The sequence below is a fragment of the Herbaspirillum seropedicae genome, from assembly GCF_001040945.1.
Lineage (GTDB): Bacteria > Pseudomonadota > Gammaproteobacteria > Burkholderiales > Burkholderiaceae_D > Herbaspirillum > Herbaspirillum seropedicae.
In genome coordinates this window covers 1922325-1939347 of sequence record NZ_CP011930.1, presented here as the reverse complement: position 1 = coordinate 1939347, position 17023 = coordinate 1922325, and the positions used below count along the sequence as shown (strand labels likewise).

Genomic DNA, 17023 nt, shown 5'->3' with positions numbered 1-17023 from the left:
CCACGCCCCGTGGACTCATCCACGCCTCTCCAGCCAGGCCTCCAGTTCCGCCAACGGCATCGGTCGGGCAATGGCATAGCCTTGCCCATAATCACATCCCAGGTGGCGCAGGAGCGTAGCGGTCCGTTCGCTCTCCAGGCCTTCGGCGACGACACTGAAGCCAAGGTTGTGCGCCAGGTGCAGGATGGACGGCACGATCAACTGGTCCGCCTCATCATCGAGCAGGCGATGGATGAAAGAACGGTCGATCTTCATGGTGTCGGCCGGAATGTTCTTGAGGTAGGAGAGATTGCTGAACCCGGCGCCGAAATCGTCGATGGCCACCTTCACGCCCAGTTCGCGCAGAGCCTGCACGCGCTGACGCACCTGCTGGGGATGATTGGCCATGGCATGCTCGGTGAACTCGATCTCGATCAATGCCGGTGGCACCTTGTGCAGCTTCAACTGCTGGGCAAGCAGTTCGCGCAGTTCATCCGAATCGAAATCCCGGGCCGAGGCATTGAACGCCACGGGCAGCGCCCTCCCAGACTTCAACCACCGCGCCACTTGCGCCACTACCTGGCGCAACACCCAGGCGGTCACCTGGCGGATCTGCCCCGTCTTCTCGGCCAGCGGAATGAAGACATCCGGCGGGATGTTGCCGTGGATAGGATGATGCCAGCGGATCAGCGCCTCCACGCCCACGCAGGCGCCATCGCGCAGCCGTACCTTGGGCTGGAAATGCAGGACCAGCTCATCGGGCGTAGTGAGCGCCATCGGCAAGGCCGCCAGCAGCCAGAAGGCGTAGCGCTGCTTTTCCGCGTGCACCGATTCGAAGAGGCGCGGCGAGACGCCCTCTTCCCGACTGACATCGATGACCGTGAGCAACGAGCGCACCACATCGCCGCCGCTGACGTCCTCCTCCATCGGCAGCACGCCAATGGCGATATCCAGCAGGTGCGGAATGCCCTGGAATTCCAGCGCCGGCGTGAAGCGCTGCTCGATGTCGGCAATACGCCGCCGGCGCTGCGCAGGGGCAGTTTCGTCCAGATAGACAAAGGTGGTGGTGGTCACCCGATAGAGCGGCAGCGTGCCCAGCACCCGCCGCAGCGTGCGACTGACCTCCATCAGGAAACCTTCGGCATAGTCCCACCCCAGGGCCTTGACCATGTCGAAGAGATATTCGCGCGGGCAGATGTCCACGGCGACCGCTGCATCCGCCCCGCTGGCGCCGGGGCGCGCATGTCCGCGCACACGCAGCACCTCCATGAGGCGGGCGCGGTTGGGCAACGCGGTCACGTGATCGATGTAACCGCGGTTGCGCAGCTGTTCCAGACGCTCCATGACAATGGCAGCCAATTGATTGAGCTGCGCGAACTGGCTCGCACCGAAATCCGGACGTGGTCGCGAATCGATGATGCACAGGGTGCCCAGCGACAGCCCCTGCGGCGTCACCAGCGGCGCCCCAGCATAGAAGCGAATGAAAGGTGCGCCAGTCACCAGCGCATGGCGGGAAAAACGCGCATCCTGCAGGGCATCGGTCACCACCATGCCATGACGGGTCTGGATGGCATGATTGCAGAACGAATCCGCGCGTGGGGTCTCGCTCACCTCCAGCCCAACCCGGGATTTGAACCACTGCCTGTGCTCATCGACCAGCGCTACCAGGGCGATCTCCACATCGAACATCGAGCACGCCAGTTGCGTCACCTGATCACATAACTTGTCCGGCGGCGTATCGAGCGCGCAATAGCCGTGCAGTTGCGCCAGCCGCTGGCTTTCCTGCCGTACGGCGGCTTCCACCTCCGTGTTGTCCTCTTTCTCCAGCAACACGTCACTACCTCAATGCCAGCGCGTCGGGCGCGACCTTGAACGTCGAGACCAGCCGCGCCAGCGATTGCGCCTGCGCCGTGAGCGCCTCGGCCGCCGCGGCGGACTGTTCGACCAAGGCCGAATTCTGCTGGGTGACTTCGTCCATGTGCGAGATGGCGTCATTGACCTGCTCGATCCCGGTGCTCTGCTCGCGACTGGAGGCGGTGATCTCGGCGATGACCTTGGAGACATTCTGGACGCTGCCCACCAGTTCCCCCATCGTTTCGCCCGCCCCCTTCACTAGGCCGCTGCCACTCTCGACCTTGGCCACAGAGGCGCTGATGAGCTCCTTGATCTCCTTGGCGGCGGCGGCGCTGCGCTGCGCCAGCGTGCGCACCTCCGAGGCCACCACCGCGAAACCACGTCCGCCCTCGCCAGCGCGCGCCGCTTCCACGGCCGCATTGAGCGCAAGGATATTGGTCTGGAAAGCGATCCCGTCGATCACGCTGATGATGTCGACGATCTTCACCGAAGAGTGATGGATGTCTTCCATCGTCGCCACCACATCGCCCATCATCTGTCCCCCCTTGAGCGCAATGCTGGACGCCGATCCAGCCAGCTGGTTGGCCTGGATGGCGTTATCGGCGCTCTGGCGCACCGCCGAGGTGATCTGTTCCATGGCGCTGGCAGTCTCTTCCAGCGAACTGGCCTGCCGCTCGGTACGGCCAGAAAGATCGGCATTGCCGCTGGAGATTTCGGAACAGGCCCGTTCAATCGAGTCGGTCCCCTGCCGCACCTGGGCGACGATGCGGGACAGGCTGTCGCGCATCATCTTGATCGCATACAAAAGACTGCTCTGGTCATGGCTGCGGGTCACCACATCCACGGCCAGGTCCCCATGGGCGATGCGCTGGGCGATGCCCATGGCATAGGCGGGCTCGCCGCCCAGCTGGCGCAGCAGGCTGCGGGTGATGAAGAAGGCGATGACCACCGCAATCAGGAGGGCCAGCCCCGCCAGCAGGGAAATGAACAACAGCGCCTGCTTTGCCGCATTCTCGGCAGTATCGCCCGCGGTGGTGCTTTCGGCCGAGATCTGATCGATCAGCTGGTTGATGTTGGCCACGATCTTGCGGCGCAAGGGGCTGCATTCGTTGACGAGGAAATCGCGATAGGCTTCCATGGCGCCGCTGTCGCGATACCTGCGTGGACGCTTGAGTTCCTCAGCCATTTGCAGCAGCCCCTCGCGGACGGCGGCAAAACCGGCCCGATCAGCCAGGCGCGGCTCCAGCAATTGCAGTTGCTGCAGATAGATGGCCTTCTGCTCGTCGACAATGTTCAGCTCGTTTTTTGCATCGGCATCACTGACGAAGACGTAGGCATTGCGCGCGGCGATCCCGGTCTGGTCCAGCGCTTCGCGGGCGAGATAAAGCGGCTCGAGCTGTTCGTTCTTGAGCTTGTTGGCGTAGACGATGGTCTCGCGCAAGGAGTTGATCCCCAGCATGGCGGCCGCGACCAGCGCCAGCAGCAGCAACAGCTGACTGGCAAAGCCCAGGCTCAACTTCACCCCTATTTTCATTTCCGACAAGACCTTCATTTACCCTCCGTGGATCGATGCGAGCACAAAAACCACTACAAATAAAACATTATTAATAATTTGTGATTTTTGAATTTGGATTTTTTGCATATTTAGATTATTTACTCACATAATGGTCTTACCAGCCAAGAGATATTCGTCCCTTGTCTCTTTTGCATCACGGTGTGATGGTTCTCATTTTCATTTGCCCATTGATCTGACCACGTATGGCCGATCCGCCCTGGCTTTCCTGATGGAAAAGCAGGCCGAGAGGACGCTGGAAAGGAAACGGAAGGCAGCGACGAACGCGCTGCATCAACGCGCTACGTCAACGCGCCGCAGCCGCGTCGGCGGGGCTATGAGCGGAGGCGGCGAAGTTGAGGAAGTCATCCTCCGGCAAGGGCCGCGAGTACAGATAGCCTTGCACGTACTCGCATCCGGCGTCCCTGAGCAACTGGGCTTGCACCATGGTCTCCACGCCCTCCGCAATGACCTTCATGCCCAGCCGATGGGCCATGACGATAATGGCTTCGACGATGGCCTTGTTGCTATCGGCATCGACCATGTCCTGCACGAAGGAGCGATCGATCTTGAGGTAGTCCATGCTGAATTTCTTGAGGTAGGACATGGCCGAATAGCCGGTGCCGAAATCATCCAGCGCCACCTGGATGCCGGCCGCCCGCAGGTTGTTGAGCTGGGAGCGGACCGCCTCGCTGTCGTCTAACAGCAGCCCTTCGGTAATCTCGATGGCAATGAGGCCGGGCTGGCATCCCTGCAGGGAGAGTTGGTCCATCACGATGGCGTCGTAATGGCCATTGAGGAACTGGACCGGTGACAGATTGACGCTGATCTGCTTGCGAAAAGGCGATGTCCCCTGGGCGTTCCAGCGCACCGACACCCGCGCCGCCTCCTGCAGTATCCAGCGCCCCAGATCGAAGATCAGCCCGCTCTCTTCGGCCAGCGGAATGAAGCGATCCGGGGAGATCATGCCGAAGGCGGGATGCCGCCATCGCACCAGCGCCTCGGCCTTGTGGATGACCCCGGATTGCAGTTCCAGCGCTGGCTGGAAATGCAATTCGAATTGCCCTTCCTGAAGCGCGTCATACAAGTCGTTGAGCAAGCGTCGACGCTCGAAGCTTTTCTCCCGCATGTCTTCGGTAAAGAAGGCCAGGCCGTTGCGACCGCCCCCTTTGGCGGCGAACATCGCCTGGTCGGCGCAGCCAATGAGCGTGGTGACGGTGTCTGCATCGTGTGGATAGATGGCGATGCCGACACTGGCCGAAATACGCACCCTGTGTTCCCCCAACTGGAAGGGTTCGGCCAGCGCGGCCACGATATCGTCGCCGATACGCGTGAGCGCCGCCGAGGCTTCCAGCCTGGGCAGCACAGCGACGAATTCGTCGCCGGCCAGGCGCGCCACCAGGTCGTGCTCGCGCACACTGGCGCGCACGCGTTGGGCGGCCACCACCAGCAGTTGATCGCCCACCGAATGTCCCAGGCTGTCGTTGACGTCCTTGAAGCGGTCCAGATCGATGAACACCACTGCCAACGGGTAAGCATGCTTCTTGGCGCTGGCGACCTCCCGCTGCAGCATGTCGCCGAGCAGGCGCCGGTTGGGCAGTCCCGAGAGCGGGTCATAGTTGGCCTGGTGGCGCAACTTGAATTCGACTTCCTTGCGCCGCGTGACGTCCCGCCCGATGGCCAAGGTGCCGAAGATCTGTTCATCGGCGTCATATTCAGGAACGATATGCATCTCGTGGGAGACCAGGTGCCCCTGCGGATGGCGCCATTCCAGCACCACCACATCGGCAACGCCGGTGGCGGCGACTTGCCTGACCCGCTCACCGAAGCTGCACGACTCATCATCCCATCTGCGGTTGGCCGAACGATCGAGGATGGTATTGATGTCCTGGTCGGCCATCAGCCCGGTCTCGCGGGTGAAGGCTGGATTGGCGAACACGCACCGCCCCTCCATGTCGTAGCGCAGGATCACGTCGGGCGAGTTGTCGACCAAGGTACGGAACTGCCGTTCGCTGCTGCGGATGCGTTGCTGGATGGCGTGCTCGGCCTTGAGCAAGGCCGTCAGGTTCTGCATCAGCAGATGCAGGCTCTGCTGGCCGGAAGATTTGCGGGAAAGCTCGTCCTCCACCATCTCGGCAAAACCGATGATGCTGCCCAGGTGGGTATTGAAGTCATTGAAGACGTCGCCGATCTGGCGGGCGATCAGCTCCTGCTCACCGGAGGCGCAGAAGAACGACGCCGCAAGATCCTGATAGCGCACGGCGATCCGCTCCCGGAACGCGCTCTCATAGGCCTGGTACATCGTCACCAGCGGCATATTGAGTCGAGCGCCGATCTGCGCGAGCTGCAGAGCGGGACAGCAGTTGGCCAGGCTCTCCACGGCCGCCTGATGAATGCCGAGCAGTTCGGCAGGAGCGATCCTGCCCATCACCAGGCTGCCACCCAGATGATGGGCGAGCTGAAGTTGCTCGCTTGCGGCGTTGCCCTCGGGGGAGAGGAGAAATGCGCGCAACAAGCCGCAGTATTTTTCCGAAATGTCTCGAAGCACATCCTGATTCATGGCTTCCTCTCCTGAAGATTCATCCGCTAACAAAGCATCCATGGCAACAGCTGCGACCGTGGGGCAAACTGGTGCAGCCCTGCCGGCCTGTCCGCCGGGCTACCCGCGCCATGGCGCGCATTCAGAAAAACTCGAACTTGGGAAGATCACTGCCGCCCTCGCCTTCCTGCGGCGTCATCCTGGAATGGCCAGATTCCTTGACCAGATAATCCTGGATCACCTGACGGAGCTTTTCGGCCACGGCCAGCGCTCCCATGTCGGGAGCATCCCTCTCTTGCGCCATCTCCCTGAACAGCGTATCGCGCTGTTCGCCCGCCTCCCGCAGCCGCTCTATCCTCTGGCGCACGATGTCCTGGAACTGTATCTCGCCCAGGATCTCACCCAGATCGCTGGCCAGCTGGGCATCGTGGGACGACACCACGGAAAAGGCGCTCTTGTAGAACTGCCGCACCTCTTCATAGCGCTGGCGCAGCAGCTGGGTCGACTCGGCCAGCATGGCGGCCTCGCTCAGTTGCTGGGCCGATTCGTCGAGAAACCTGAATTGCAGTCCCGTATCCACCTTCTGCTGCGCCTTCTTCAAGCCCTCATCGATGACGTTGGCCGCCTGCGTCGCACTGATGGCGAGATTGCGCACCTCGGCCGCCACGACAGCGAAGCCGCGCCCCGCATCGCCTGCACGGGCAGCCTCGATGGCGGCATTCAGGGCCAGCAGTTCGGTCTGCCGACCGATCTGCTTGATCATCGACACCAGCTTGCCCAGCTCCTGTATTTCCCTGGAAGCCTCATGGATGGCGTCCATGTCTTGCCTGATGCGATCAGGCAGCTCGCGGATGAAGGTGCTGATGGAAGAAATCTTCTCCATGCCGCCGTCGATTTCCCGCTCCAATGCGGCCGACTGCAAGCTGGACTGATCCAGATACCGCACCAGCGCGGCAGCCGCCTCGTGGATCTCCCTGACCTGCTTGACCAGCGCGATGGCCGCAAACTCGGTATCGCCCACGGCCTCGGCCAGGCGCGCACCCATCTCCTGCTCCAGCACCAGATGCTGGTCCACCACCTTGCCGAAGGCAACGTCCTTGCCCGCCGACAAGCGCCGCAGCCACCAGTACAGCCCCAGGTTGCTGCCCACCACGACAGAGGCGGCCACCAGCAGCGCCACGATCCCGCTCTCGGAATCCACCGCAAAATGCAACAGCAGCACCAGCAACGCCAACGCCATCGTCGCGACCAGGCAACGACTTTCACTGCGTGGCAGCATCTGGACAATGCGGCGCCAACTGCCGGATCTTTCTTTAACGTTCATGGGCTTTGCAATCTCGATCGAGGTACGACATACCAGCTGGGCTTACACACCGGGAAGGACCTGGCGCACGATCTTCAACAGATCAGCCCCACCCACAGGCTTGACCAGCCAACCGGTAGCGCCGGCTTTCTTGCCTTCGTCGCGCTTGCCCGACTGGCTTTCGGTAGTCAGCGTGAGGATGGGAATGAAACGAAAGCCTGGCAAGGCGCGCACATTGCGAATGAGCTCCAGGCCATCCATGTTGGGCATGTTGATGTCGGTGATGAGCAGGTCGGGCTTGTATCCGGCCTGCATCTTCTTGAGCGCCTTGACGCCGTCTTCGGCGGTATCGACGGCGAAGCCCGCCATCTCCAGATGACTGCGCACGCTCATGAGCATGGTGGCCGAGTCATCGACCAGGAAGATAGATTTGGATGTGGCCATTGCATTTCCCCTTGTGATTCTGATTCTGGTTCTGAGTCTGAAAATAGAGCTGCTTCATTTCATCGATACGCATGACCGCGCATGAGCGCGCATGAGCGCGCCCCCGGCCCCGCTCCGGATCGGTCATCCGCTCATGTTGGCGACGCCGGCCATAGCGGTTCCAGCCAGCTGCGCAAGGAGGGCTCCTGCGGCCACGCCTGAATCTGCACCGCTGCAGCCAGCAGCACCTGCAGCGTGGCGGGGTGGAGATGGCTGCAGTCGCGCAGATCCACCTTCGCTATCGGCCGCCCTTGCAGCCAGCCGAGCAGTTCCTCGGCGTCGTCACCGGAGACCAGGTCCCGGCACACCAGCAGCGCATCGTCATAATCAATCGGCATCAGAACATTTCCCTTGTGTTCAAGACCATCAGCACCGAGCCATCGCCCATCAGGGCCGAGCCGGAATACAGCGAGAGGCCGCCGAGAATGCCCAGCAACGGCTTCTGGATCACATCCACGGTCTCGCGGAAATCATCGATGACCAGCCCCACGGACTGCCCGCCCACCCGCAACACCAGCACCGCCACTTCCCCATCGGCATTGGTCTTCTGTTCGGCGGCAATGCCCAGGATCTGGTTGATGCCCTTGAGCCCGAGGATATGACCGCGCAATACCATCTTGGCGCTGCTGTTGGCGAAATGGAGAGAACTGCGCGGAACCCGGACCGTCTCCATCACATGCTCCATCGGCACGCCAAAGAGCTGTCCATCCGATTCGATGATCATCACCTTGGTGACCGCCATCGACAGCGGCAGCGAGATCTGCAGGCGCGTGCCCTTGCCCGACACGCTATGCAAGGCGAGGCTGCCATTGACCTTTTCCACGGCGTTGCGGACCACGTCCATGCCGACCCCGCGGCCGGACAGATCGGAGACCACTTCGGCGGTAGAGAATCCCGAGGAAAACACCAGGTTCACAGCGTCCTGATCGCTGATGCGCTCCAGCTGCGCTTCGTCGATGAGCCCTTTCTCGTAGGCCTTGCGCTTGATCAGCGCCGGATCGATCCCCTTGCCGTCATCCTCGATGACGATGACCACCTGGTCGCCCTCATGGGCGGCGCTGATCGTCAGCGAGCCCAGCGCCGGCTTGCCGCTGGCGCGGCGCTGCTCGGGGCCTTCCAGTCCATGGTCCAGGCTGTTGCGCACGATATGGATGAGCGGATCGGCCAGGGCCTCGATGATGTTCTTGTCGGCTTCCGTCTCTTCACCGACGAGAACGAGCTGCACCTCTTTGCCGAGCTTGCGCGAGATATCCCTGACCAGGCGCGGAAAGCGCTGGAACACCACCGAGACCGGCATCATCCTCACCTGCATGATGGCGTCCTGCATCTCCTCTGCGATGCGATTGATCACGGCGTACTGCGCCTTGATTTCACGCGCCAGTTCGCGCACGCCGAATTGGTCCTCGGCCCGCTGCGCCAGATAGGGCAGCGCATTCTTGGAGACCACCATCTCACCGATGAGATTCATGAGCCGGTCGATCTTGACCTGTTCGACCTTGACACTCTTGTTGCCGGAGAGGCTCTCCTCGGCTCGCCGCCCCGCTCTGCCGGACTCTTCCGGCAGGCTCTCCCGCAGCGGTGGCGCGGGCGGCTGCACCTGCGGCGGCTCCTGCCGGCTCAGAGCTTCCGGCTGGGGCAACGATTCCTGTCGCACCTCCACGGCGACGGCCTCCGCCGCCTCCGCCCCCGCCTCCGCAGATGCAACGGATGCCACTGATGCCACTGGCCCACGTTGCAGCGGCAGCGGATTTGCGTTGAGCCAGGCCAGCAAGGGATCGCAGCTGCGCAATTGCAGCGACTGCTGGCGCGCGATTTCCAGTTCGCCGATCAGTTCGAGATTGCCGATGGAACGACAACAGTTCATCAGCGTGGAGGCGACCGCCTGGGTGCGGCCATCCTGCCATCCCATGTTCGCTTCGGATTGCAGGATCTGGCGCTGGATGGCAAATATCTCCGCCATCACAGCGTCAATGGGATCCTGGGCGGGCTCGGCGTGCGCCCCCGCACTTGCGCGCTCGGCAGACTCAGGCGCCGGCGCCAGCCATTGCGCAGCAAGCTGGGTCAGCTCCACCTGATCGGGAACATAGCGGAAATACTCCATCAGTTCTGCCTGCGACGCCGCCGCCACTATCTGGAAGTGCAGCACGCAGTCATAGGCATTGAGCTCGGCCAGGGGCGGCCAGGCGGCAGGCGCCTCGATGCGCCCCCAGATGAAGCCGGGCACTTCCCTGGCCCGGTGGAAGGGGTCGTCGCCCTGGAAGAAGCATTCGCGGCTGGGGCGATACGCGATCCAATGCAACTCGCCGCCGGCCTGGGCCTGGGCAAACGCTTGCCTGCGCAATGGCTCCGGTATCGCCCGCAAAGGCAGCGCCTGCCCAGCGGCAGGGGCGGCAACGATGGCCGCGCCACGGTCCTGCGCATCGCCGATCCTGGCGAGATCGCCCACTGCGCTCTCCACGCCCGCGTGCTCGCCGATGAGCTGGCGCAGCGAGCTGGCGATCTGCACGGCCTCCTGGGCATGCGGGTCGGCCTGCTCTGCCTCCATTTCCAGCCCATCGCAGAGCATGGCCACGAAATCCATGGCGTCCAGCAGACGATCAGCCAGCACCTCCGAATAGGCGACCTGCCGCCGCCTGACCGCATCCATCAGATCCTCGCAGGCGTGCAATACCCGGGTCATTTCAGGAACGTCGAACAGTCCGCTGTTTCCCTTGAGCGTATGGACCATGCGGAACAAGGATTCCAGCAGCTCGACATGCTCGGGCGCGTCTTCCAGCTGCATCAGTTTTTCGCTGATGCCCTGCAGTAGATCCCTGGTCTCGAGAATGAATTGATCGCGCAGAAGAGTCATTGGCCACCCTCTCCCACCAGCAGCCGCACATGCATGAGCAATTGCGCAGGCGTCACCGGCTTGACGAGATAGTCGTTGGCGCCGGCGCGATAGGCCAGGACACGGTCATTGGCTTGGGACTCGGTGGAAATCATGATCGCTGGTGCATGCACCAGCGGCTCGCCGCGCAACTGGCGCAGGAAGCCGTAGCCGTCCAGCTTGGGCATGTTGATATCCACGATGTAGAGATCGTAGGGCTGGTGCAGCGCTTTTTCCAGGCCCTCGATGCCGTTGACCGCTTCTTCGACCAGGTAGTGAGCAGCTTCAAGGATGTTGCGATGGTACATGCGCACCGTCGCCGCATCATCGACAAGCAGGATGCGCTTCATTGGGCCTCCGCGGTTTTTTGATAAACAATGGCTTCGGGAAATTTCCTGACCCGGTACAAGGAGGAAATCCGGCTCATCGACTCCGAATGACCCAGGCAGATAAAGCCGTTCAGGTTCAGTGCTTCATAGAAGGTCTCGGCCGCTTCCTTGCGCGACACATCGTCAAAATAGATCAGCAGGTTGCGGCAGAAGATCACATCGAAATTCCGGTAGGCCTTGGTATCCTGCGACTTGGCCAGATTGACGCGGGTAAATTCGACCGCGCCGCGCAGCGCATCGCAGATCTGGTATTCATCGCCCTGGCGGAGGAAATACTTGCTCATCCAGTCAGCGGGCACATGCTGCACCGAGCGCGCCGAATAGCGCCCGAGCTGGGCCTTGCGCAACACCCCGGTATCGATATCGGAGGAAATGATTTCCACATCCCATTGATCGATGCCCGGCCAGCGCTCCATCAGGTACATCGCCAGGGTGTAGGCTTCCTCTCCCGACGAGCAGGGAATGCACCAGATCCGTATCGGCGCCGTGCTGCGCCTGTTGCGGGTGATCTCGGGAAGCATGGAATTGACCAGGCATTGGAACTGGTATTCTTCGCGCAGGAAATAGGTTTCATTGACGGTCATCAGATTGGTCAGCAACTGCAGTTCCTTGCCGTCGGCCTCGAAACGCAGCAGGGAAAAATAATGGCGAAAACTGCCGCTGCCGGTCGCCTCGATGCGCTCGATCAGGCGCTTGTCGACGAAATAGCGCTTGGTCGCCTCGAAGCTGATGCCGGTCTTGCGGTAGAAGTACTCCCTGAACTTCAGGAAGTCCGCTTCGCTGATGACAGTCTCATTCATGTTGGGCTTATTCCTGGCGCAGACGCGCCAGCGTGAGATTGGCGGCGAACTGGATATACGGGTCATCGGCAAAACGCGCCTGCACGCGCTCTATTGCCTCAAGGGCCCGCATCGTTCCCACCTCGCTGAGCACATCCAGCGCTGCCGAACAGACGTTGACGTGCGGGTCCGACCGGATCACCTCGATGAGCCACTCTTCCACCCTGGGATGGCGCATGGACTCGAGCACATTGACGGCAAAGATCCTGACGTCGGCGTCGACATCGTCCAGCAGTTGTTCCATCAGCGGCGCGACTTCCTCGGGGAGCTGCTTCATGGCCTCGATGGCTTCGTTGCGCAAGGCGGCGTCGTCGCTGCGCAGGCATTCGATCAGGCCGGCGGCGGCGGCCGCATCGCCCAGCCGTATGAGCGTGGTGATGATGGTCTCGCGCACCGACAACAGCGTTTCGATCTTCAGGCGCGCCAGCAATGCCTCGGAGGCCTGCGGACAAGCGACCAGATCGCGCGCGGCCGCGCGGCGCACGGCGGCCTCTTCGCTGTACAGCTCCTGCATCAGGACGTTGCATTCACGGTCGGCGGCAGGCTCCGCAGAGAGTCGGGAATGAGTCACCTTGATCAATGCCATGTTTGGCTCCTTTACTGTTCCAGCCAGACACGCAGCTGGGTGGCGATTTTTGATGCCGGCAGGACCACGCTGGCCCCGCCCCGGTCAATCAGGTCCTTCGGCATGCCAAAGACCACACACGAAGACTCCGACTCTGCGATGGTGCGTCCGCCGTCGCCGCATATCTCGGCAAAGGCGGCGGCGCCATCGTTGCCCATGCCGGTGAGCATGACGCCGATCAGTTGCCTGGCCGCCATGCTCTGCAGGGCAGACCGCGCCAGCAGCTCGACCGAGGGATGCCACAGATGCGTAGGCGATTCCGGCTTGGGCAGGACCGACAGATGGCTGCCGCGCTTGGCGACCAGCATGTCCGCTCCGCCGCGGGCGATATAGACATGGCCGCCTTGCACTACCGTGGGCGCGGCCACCTCCAGCACGTTGAGCGCGCACAGCTTGTCCATCCGCTCCGCGAACGAGCGCGTGAAGGCCGCTGGCATATGCTGGGCGACCAGGATCGGCCAGGGAAACGAGGCCGGCAATGCCGGCAGGATCTCCTCCAGCGTGCTCGGCCCGCCGGTGGAGACGCCAATCAGGACCAGGCCATCCGAGGCCGGTCGTCCGCGTCTGGCCGCCTCTGCGACGGGCGCAGCCAGAGGCTCCCTGGCGCGCGCCAGCTCAGGCGCAGGCGCACGGCTCCTGATCCTGGCCTTGGCGGCCACGCGGACCTTGGCCAGCAAGTCCTGCTCGATCTCATGGAGCGACAGCGAAATGGTGCCGCTGGGCTTGGCGACGTAATCGACCGCTCCCAGGTTCATGGCCTCAAAGGTCGCCAGGGCGCCCTGCTCGGTCAGCGACGACACCATCACCACCGGAACAGGCCGGTCCAGCATCATCAGCGACAATGCCGAGAGGCCATCCATTTCCGGCATGTTGATATCGAGCGTGACCACATCCGGCGCAAAGCTGCGATTGAGTTCGACAGCCTCCCGTCCATTGCGCCCGAGGCAGATATCGAAACCTCCCGCCTGCTCGAACACCTGCATGAGCTGACGCCGCATCAACGCGGAATCATCGATGATCAAAAGCTTAATCATGGGGCAATTCGTAAAGCGTGGATTCCTAAAGCGATGCGAGACCCGTCATTTCGTCGGCATTGATCAATTGCGCGGGTTCCAGCAGCTGCACCATGCGTCCCTGCTTTTCCATATTGGCCATGCGCGCCAAGAGCGCAGACTGCTGCGTGGAGAACCTGGGCGCGGGCTCGATGGCGTCCTTGGCGATGCGCAGCACTTCGGCGACCTGGTCCACGATGAAACCGGTGCGCACATCGGCAATGACGAAGACCATGATGCGCTGGCCATCGCTGCGTTCGATGGCCGGCAACCCCAGCCGCGCGCGCAGATCGATGACCGGCAGCACGCTGCCGCGCAGATTGATGACGCCCTCCACAAAGGCCGGCGCGCCCGGGACATGCACCAGCTCGTCCGGCACCCGCACGATCTCCTGCACGCTATGAATGGGGACGCCGAACTCTTCCTTGTCCAGCCGGAAGATCACCATCTGCTCATCATCATCGATGGCCGTGTCGATTTCCTCGCCTGGCTGGGCGTGGTCGGAATGGTCTTCGCTCATGATATTGAATGCATCTTTCAGGGCCGAGTGATCGAGGAGGTTCTTGCTGGTGATGACCGAGACCAGGCGCCGTCCCTCGTCGAGCCGGCATACGCAGGCAATCTCCGGGGCGTCGTCGCTCTTGGCCAGCGCCACGGGCAGCGGATCGACCAGCCCTTTGGGCACCCTCAGCACTTCGCTCACGCTGTCCACTGCCAGTCCGATGGAACTGGCGCCATGCGCCAGGACGACGATGCGGCATTTGTCGTCGAGTTCTTGCGCAGGCAGGCCGAACATGCGGCGCAGATCCACCAGCATCAGCAGCCGGCTGCGCAGCGCCATCACCCCGATGACATGCTCGGCAGAATGGGGCAGGCGGACAATGCCCGAGGGGACCTGCACGATTTCCTGGACGTCGGCGATATCGATCGCATACTCCTGGCCGGACAGCCTGAAACTGACCAGCTGGAGTTCGTCGTTGCGGGTGGCCTCGGCGCCGTCGTTGTGTACCTCAAGGCCAGCATGCAGGCGCACATCGTTCCTGGCCGAGGCCGCGATCTGGGAAAATTCGCGGCTCACCAGCTTCTCGAAATCCAGCACCATGATCACCGGATAGCCGCCCACATTCTTGAGCAAGCCAGCCAGCAGTTCGGTATCGATGGTGCTCTGCAATCCCTCCGGCGCCTCGATCTTGTCGGCCTCGACATCGAGCACGCTGGCCACCCGGTCCACCACGAATCCCAGTGGCTGGCCTACGTTGATGACCACGGCCCGGGTGGCGTCGTCCTTGTCGCGCTCGGGAAAGCCGAAGATGCGACGCAGCGATACGATGGGAAGGATCTTGCCGCGCAGGTTCGCCAGCCCATCCAGGGTCGGCGGCGCCAATGGCACCCGGACGACATCGGGAGAGCGGATGATTTCCTGCACCGGCGCCATCTCCACGGCAAACACTTCATCGCCAGCGACGAAGGTCACGAACTGGCGCGTGGCAATGCGCTCCTGGGATGACGGTCGGTCAGGATCCGACGTTTCGGTGAGGGTGACGATATCAGTTGTCATCGCCGCCCCTTAGGCTACGCTTTGCAGTTCATCGGCCAGCGAGGAGATTTCTTCGATGGCGGCAGCGAGTTCGCGCGCGCCCTTGGATTGCTGCTCGGCCGCGCCAGCCGCTTCGCCGGCAGCCTTTTCCGCTTCCTGCGCGGCGCTGGCAATCTGGTCCACACCTTTCTTGGCCTGCCCGATGGCAGTGGAGATTTCCCCCGAGGCGGCCAGGATCGCTGCCGCCCCGCGTTCGACCTCAGCGACGTCTGCCTCGATCTGCGCCAGATTGGCCGTCGTGGTCTTGGCCTTCTCTGCCTCGCTGAGGGCGGCCTTGACGATGTCTTCCAGGTCCGCGCTGACCAGGGCGATCTGGTCCTGCACGGCCTTGACCAGATCCTTGATGCGATCGGCATTCTCTGCGGAGTCGCGCGCCAGGTTGCGGATATCGGTCGAGACCACCACGAAGCCCTTGCCGAATTCACCGGCCCGGGCGGCTTCGACCGAACCATTGACGGCCAGCATGTTGGTCTGGATCGAGACTGTGGTGATCGCTTCGACGATCTTGTCGATGCGGCGCGAGACCTGGTCCAGGTCGCGGACCTGCTTGATGCTGTCCTGCGTGGCCTTCACCGAGGTGGCGATGCCGTCGATGAGACTGCCCACCGCTTCCTTGTTGGTAATGAGCAAGGACTGGATGCCTTTGACTTTTTCCCCGCTCACGGTGGCCCGCTGCTGCGCGACTTCCACGCCCTTTTCGATCTGGCCGATGGCCGTGGACGATTCCTCGCTGGCGGCTGCGGCCACCTGCGCGCCCTTGCTGATTTCCTCCAGCGCGCCCATGATCTGCGCGCTGGCGCGGTTGATCTCTTCCACCGCCGACGACAGCTGTTCAGCGCTGGAAGCCACCACCTCGGCACTCTTGGCCACATCGGTGGAGTTCTTCAGCTCTTCGGCCACCTCCGCCAGCGCCTGTGCGGCCTGTTCAGCCTCAGCCAGGGCTTGCGACTGCTCGCTGACGGTCTTGGCCGTTTCTTCCGCCGCTGCCGCCTGCTGCAATGCAGCCGCCGCAATATCCTGCGAGCCCTTCATCGCCTGTTGCGCCGCCGTGTCGGATTGCTTCGCGCCCGCACTGATCTCCACCACTCCACGGGCGATTTCGCGGAAGTCCACGCCGATGCGTTCCAGCTGCGCCGTGATGACCTTGCCGTTTTCCACTTCGGCGCCCAGGACCCGGGCGGAATTGTTGATGCCCTCGGCAATGGACTTGACGTCTTGCTGAATCTGGCCGACCAGGTCCTGGATCTGCTTGGCGCTGCGTTCGGAGGTTTCCGCCAGGGTCCGCACTTCATCGGCCACCACCGCAAAGCCCTTGCCGTGCTTGCCGGCGCGCGCTGCTTCGATGGCTGCATTGAGCGCCAGCAGATTGGTCTGGTCGGCAATGCGGGCGACCGCCTTGACGATATCGCCGATGTTGGAGGCCTGCGCCTCCAGTTCGCTCACCATGGCCACCGAACCTTGCTGGCGCTGGCCGGCCACGGTCACATTGGCGATGAGATTGGCGACGTCGCTGGAGGTGCTGGTGATGACCAACTGACAGGCATTGACCTTGGACTCGCTCACCTCAGCGCTCTGCAACTGAATCCCGATCGATTCGGTGACCAGGTGGAATGCACTGGTGGATTCTTGCGCCGCCCCGGAAGCTTCCTCCGCCCCTGCCGAAATCTGGTTGGCCGCCCGCCGCAGCTGTTCTGCCGCTGAGGCAGCCTCATTGATGCCCGAGGACAACTCACCCGTGGCGGCAGCGATACGCTCGGCCGCCTGCTGCTGCTTGGCCAACGTGCGTGCACGCTTGCGCTGCGCCTCCGCCTCGCGCACCGAAACGCCGCCTTTGCGATTGGCGTCGTTATCGTGGAAGGAGGCTGCCGACAGACTCGGAATGTTTTTTTTGACCAGGGCCACGAGGATTCCTTTCAGTGAACTGGCAGCCGGGATCGAGGCA

General features: G+C 62.5%; 13 protein-coding genes. All 13 read right to left on the bottom strand.

The annotated features are described in order from the left end of the window. Nucleotides 1–15: 15 nt before the first annotated feature. On the bottom strand, nucleotides 16–1812 hold the full coding sequence (locus ACP92_RS08475) for a sensor domain-containing phosphodiesterase (RefSeq protein WP_013233721.1): 1797 nt from the start codon (nucleotides 1810–1812) through the stop codon (nucleotides 16–18). A gap of 4 nt (nucleotides 1813–1816) precedes the next feature. Beyond that, nucleotides 1817–3385, bottom strand: a complete 1569-nt coding sequence (locus ACP92_RS08470; protein WP_013233720.1) for a methyl-accepting chemotaxis protein — start codon at nucleotides 3383–3385, stop codon at nucleotides 1817–1819. Nucleotides 3386–3692: 307 nt separating this feature from the next. Next, entirely contained in the window at nucleotides 3693–5945 is a 2253-nt protein-coding gene (locus tag ACP92_RS08465; protein WP_013233719.1) for a putative bifunctional diguanylate cyclase/phosphodiesterase, read from the bottom strand. A 121-nt stretch (nucleotides 5946–6066) separates the two neighbouring features. Next, the gene (locus tag ACP92_RS25185; RefSeq protein ID WP_049788056.1) at nucleotides 6067–7203 is read right to left on the bottom strand and encodes a methyl-accepting chemotaxis protein; all 1137 of its coding nucleotides are present in this window, start codon (nucleotides 7201–7203) and stop codon (nucleotides 6067–6069) included. 87 nt (nucleotides 7204–7290) lie between these two features. Then, entirely contained in the window at nucleotides 7291–7671 is a 381-nt protein-coding gene (locus tag ACP92_RS08455; protein WP_013233717.1) for a response regulator, read from the bottom strand. Nucleotides 7672–7802: 131 nt separating this feature from the next. Then, on the bottom strand, nucleotides 7803–8048 hold the full coding sequence (locus ACP92_RS08450) for a hypothetical protein (protein WP_041310484.1): 246 nt from the start codon (nucleotides 8046–8048) through the stop codon (nucleotides 7803–7805). After that, complete coding sequence (locus ACP92_RS08445; protein WP_338044161.1) at nucleotides 8048–10492, bottom strand: chemotaxis protein CheA; 2445 nt, start codon at nucleotides 10490–10492, stop codon at nucleotides 8048–8050. Before ACP92_RS08445 ends, ACP92_RS08450 begins: the two co-directional genes overlap by 1 nt. 65 nt (nucleotides 10493–10557) lie before the next feature. Beyond that, the gene (locus ACP92_RS08440) at nucleotides 10558–10929 is read right to left on the bottom strand and encodes a response regulator transcription factor (protein ID WP_013233715.1); all 372 of its coding nucleotides are present in this window, start codon (nucleotides 10927–10929) and stop codon (nucleotides 10558–10560) included. Beyond that, nucleotides 10926–11768: a CheR family methyltransferase gene (locus ACP92_RS08435; RefSeq protein ID WP_013233714.1), complete on the bottom strand. Its 843-nt coding sequence runs from the start codon at nucleotides 11766–11768 to the stop codon at nucleotides 10926–10928. Before ACP92_RS08435 ends, ACP92_RS08440 begins: the two co-directional genes overlap by 4 nt. Nucleotides 11769–11775: 7 nt before the next feature. Next, nucleotides 11776–12393 (bottom strand): HEAT repeat domain-containing protein, encoded by a 618-nt coding sequence (locus tag ACP92_RS08430; RefSeq protein ID WP_013233713.1) that lies wholly within the window; start codon nucleotides 12391–12393, stop codon nucleotides 11776–11778. 11 nt (nucleotides 12394–12404) lie between these two features. Next, entirely contained in the window at nucleotides 12405–13466 is a 1062-nt protein-coding gene (gene cheB, locus ACP92_RS08425) for a chemotaxis-specific protein-glutamate methyltransferase CheB (protein WP_013233712.1), read from the bottom strand. A gap of 25 nt (nucleotides 13467–13491) precedes the next feature. Continuing rightward, nucleotides 13492–15042 carry a chemotaxis protein CheW gene (locus ACP92_RS08420; protein WP_013233711.1) on the bottom strand — a complete coding sequence of 517 codons (1551 nt, stop codon included), beginning with the start codon at nucleotides 15040–15042 and terminating at the stop codon, nucleotides 13492–13494. Between the two features lie 9 nt (nucleotides 15043–15051). Next, nucleotides 15052–16983 (bottom strand): methyl-accepting chemotaxis protein, encoded by a 1932-nt coding sequence (locus tag ACP92_RS08415; protein WP_013233710.1) that lies wholly within the window; start codon nucleotides 16981–16983, stop codon nucleotides 15052–15054. Between the last annotated feature and the right edge of the window lie 40 nt (nucleotides 16984–17023).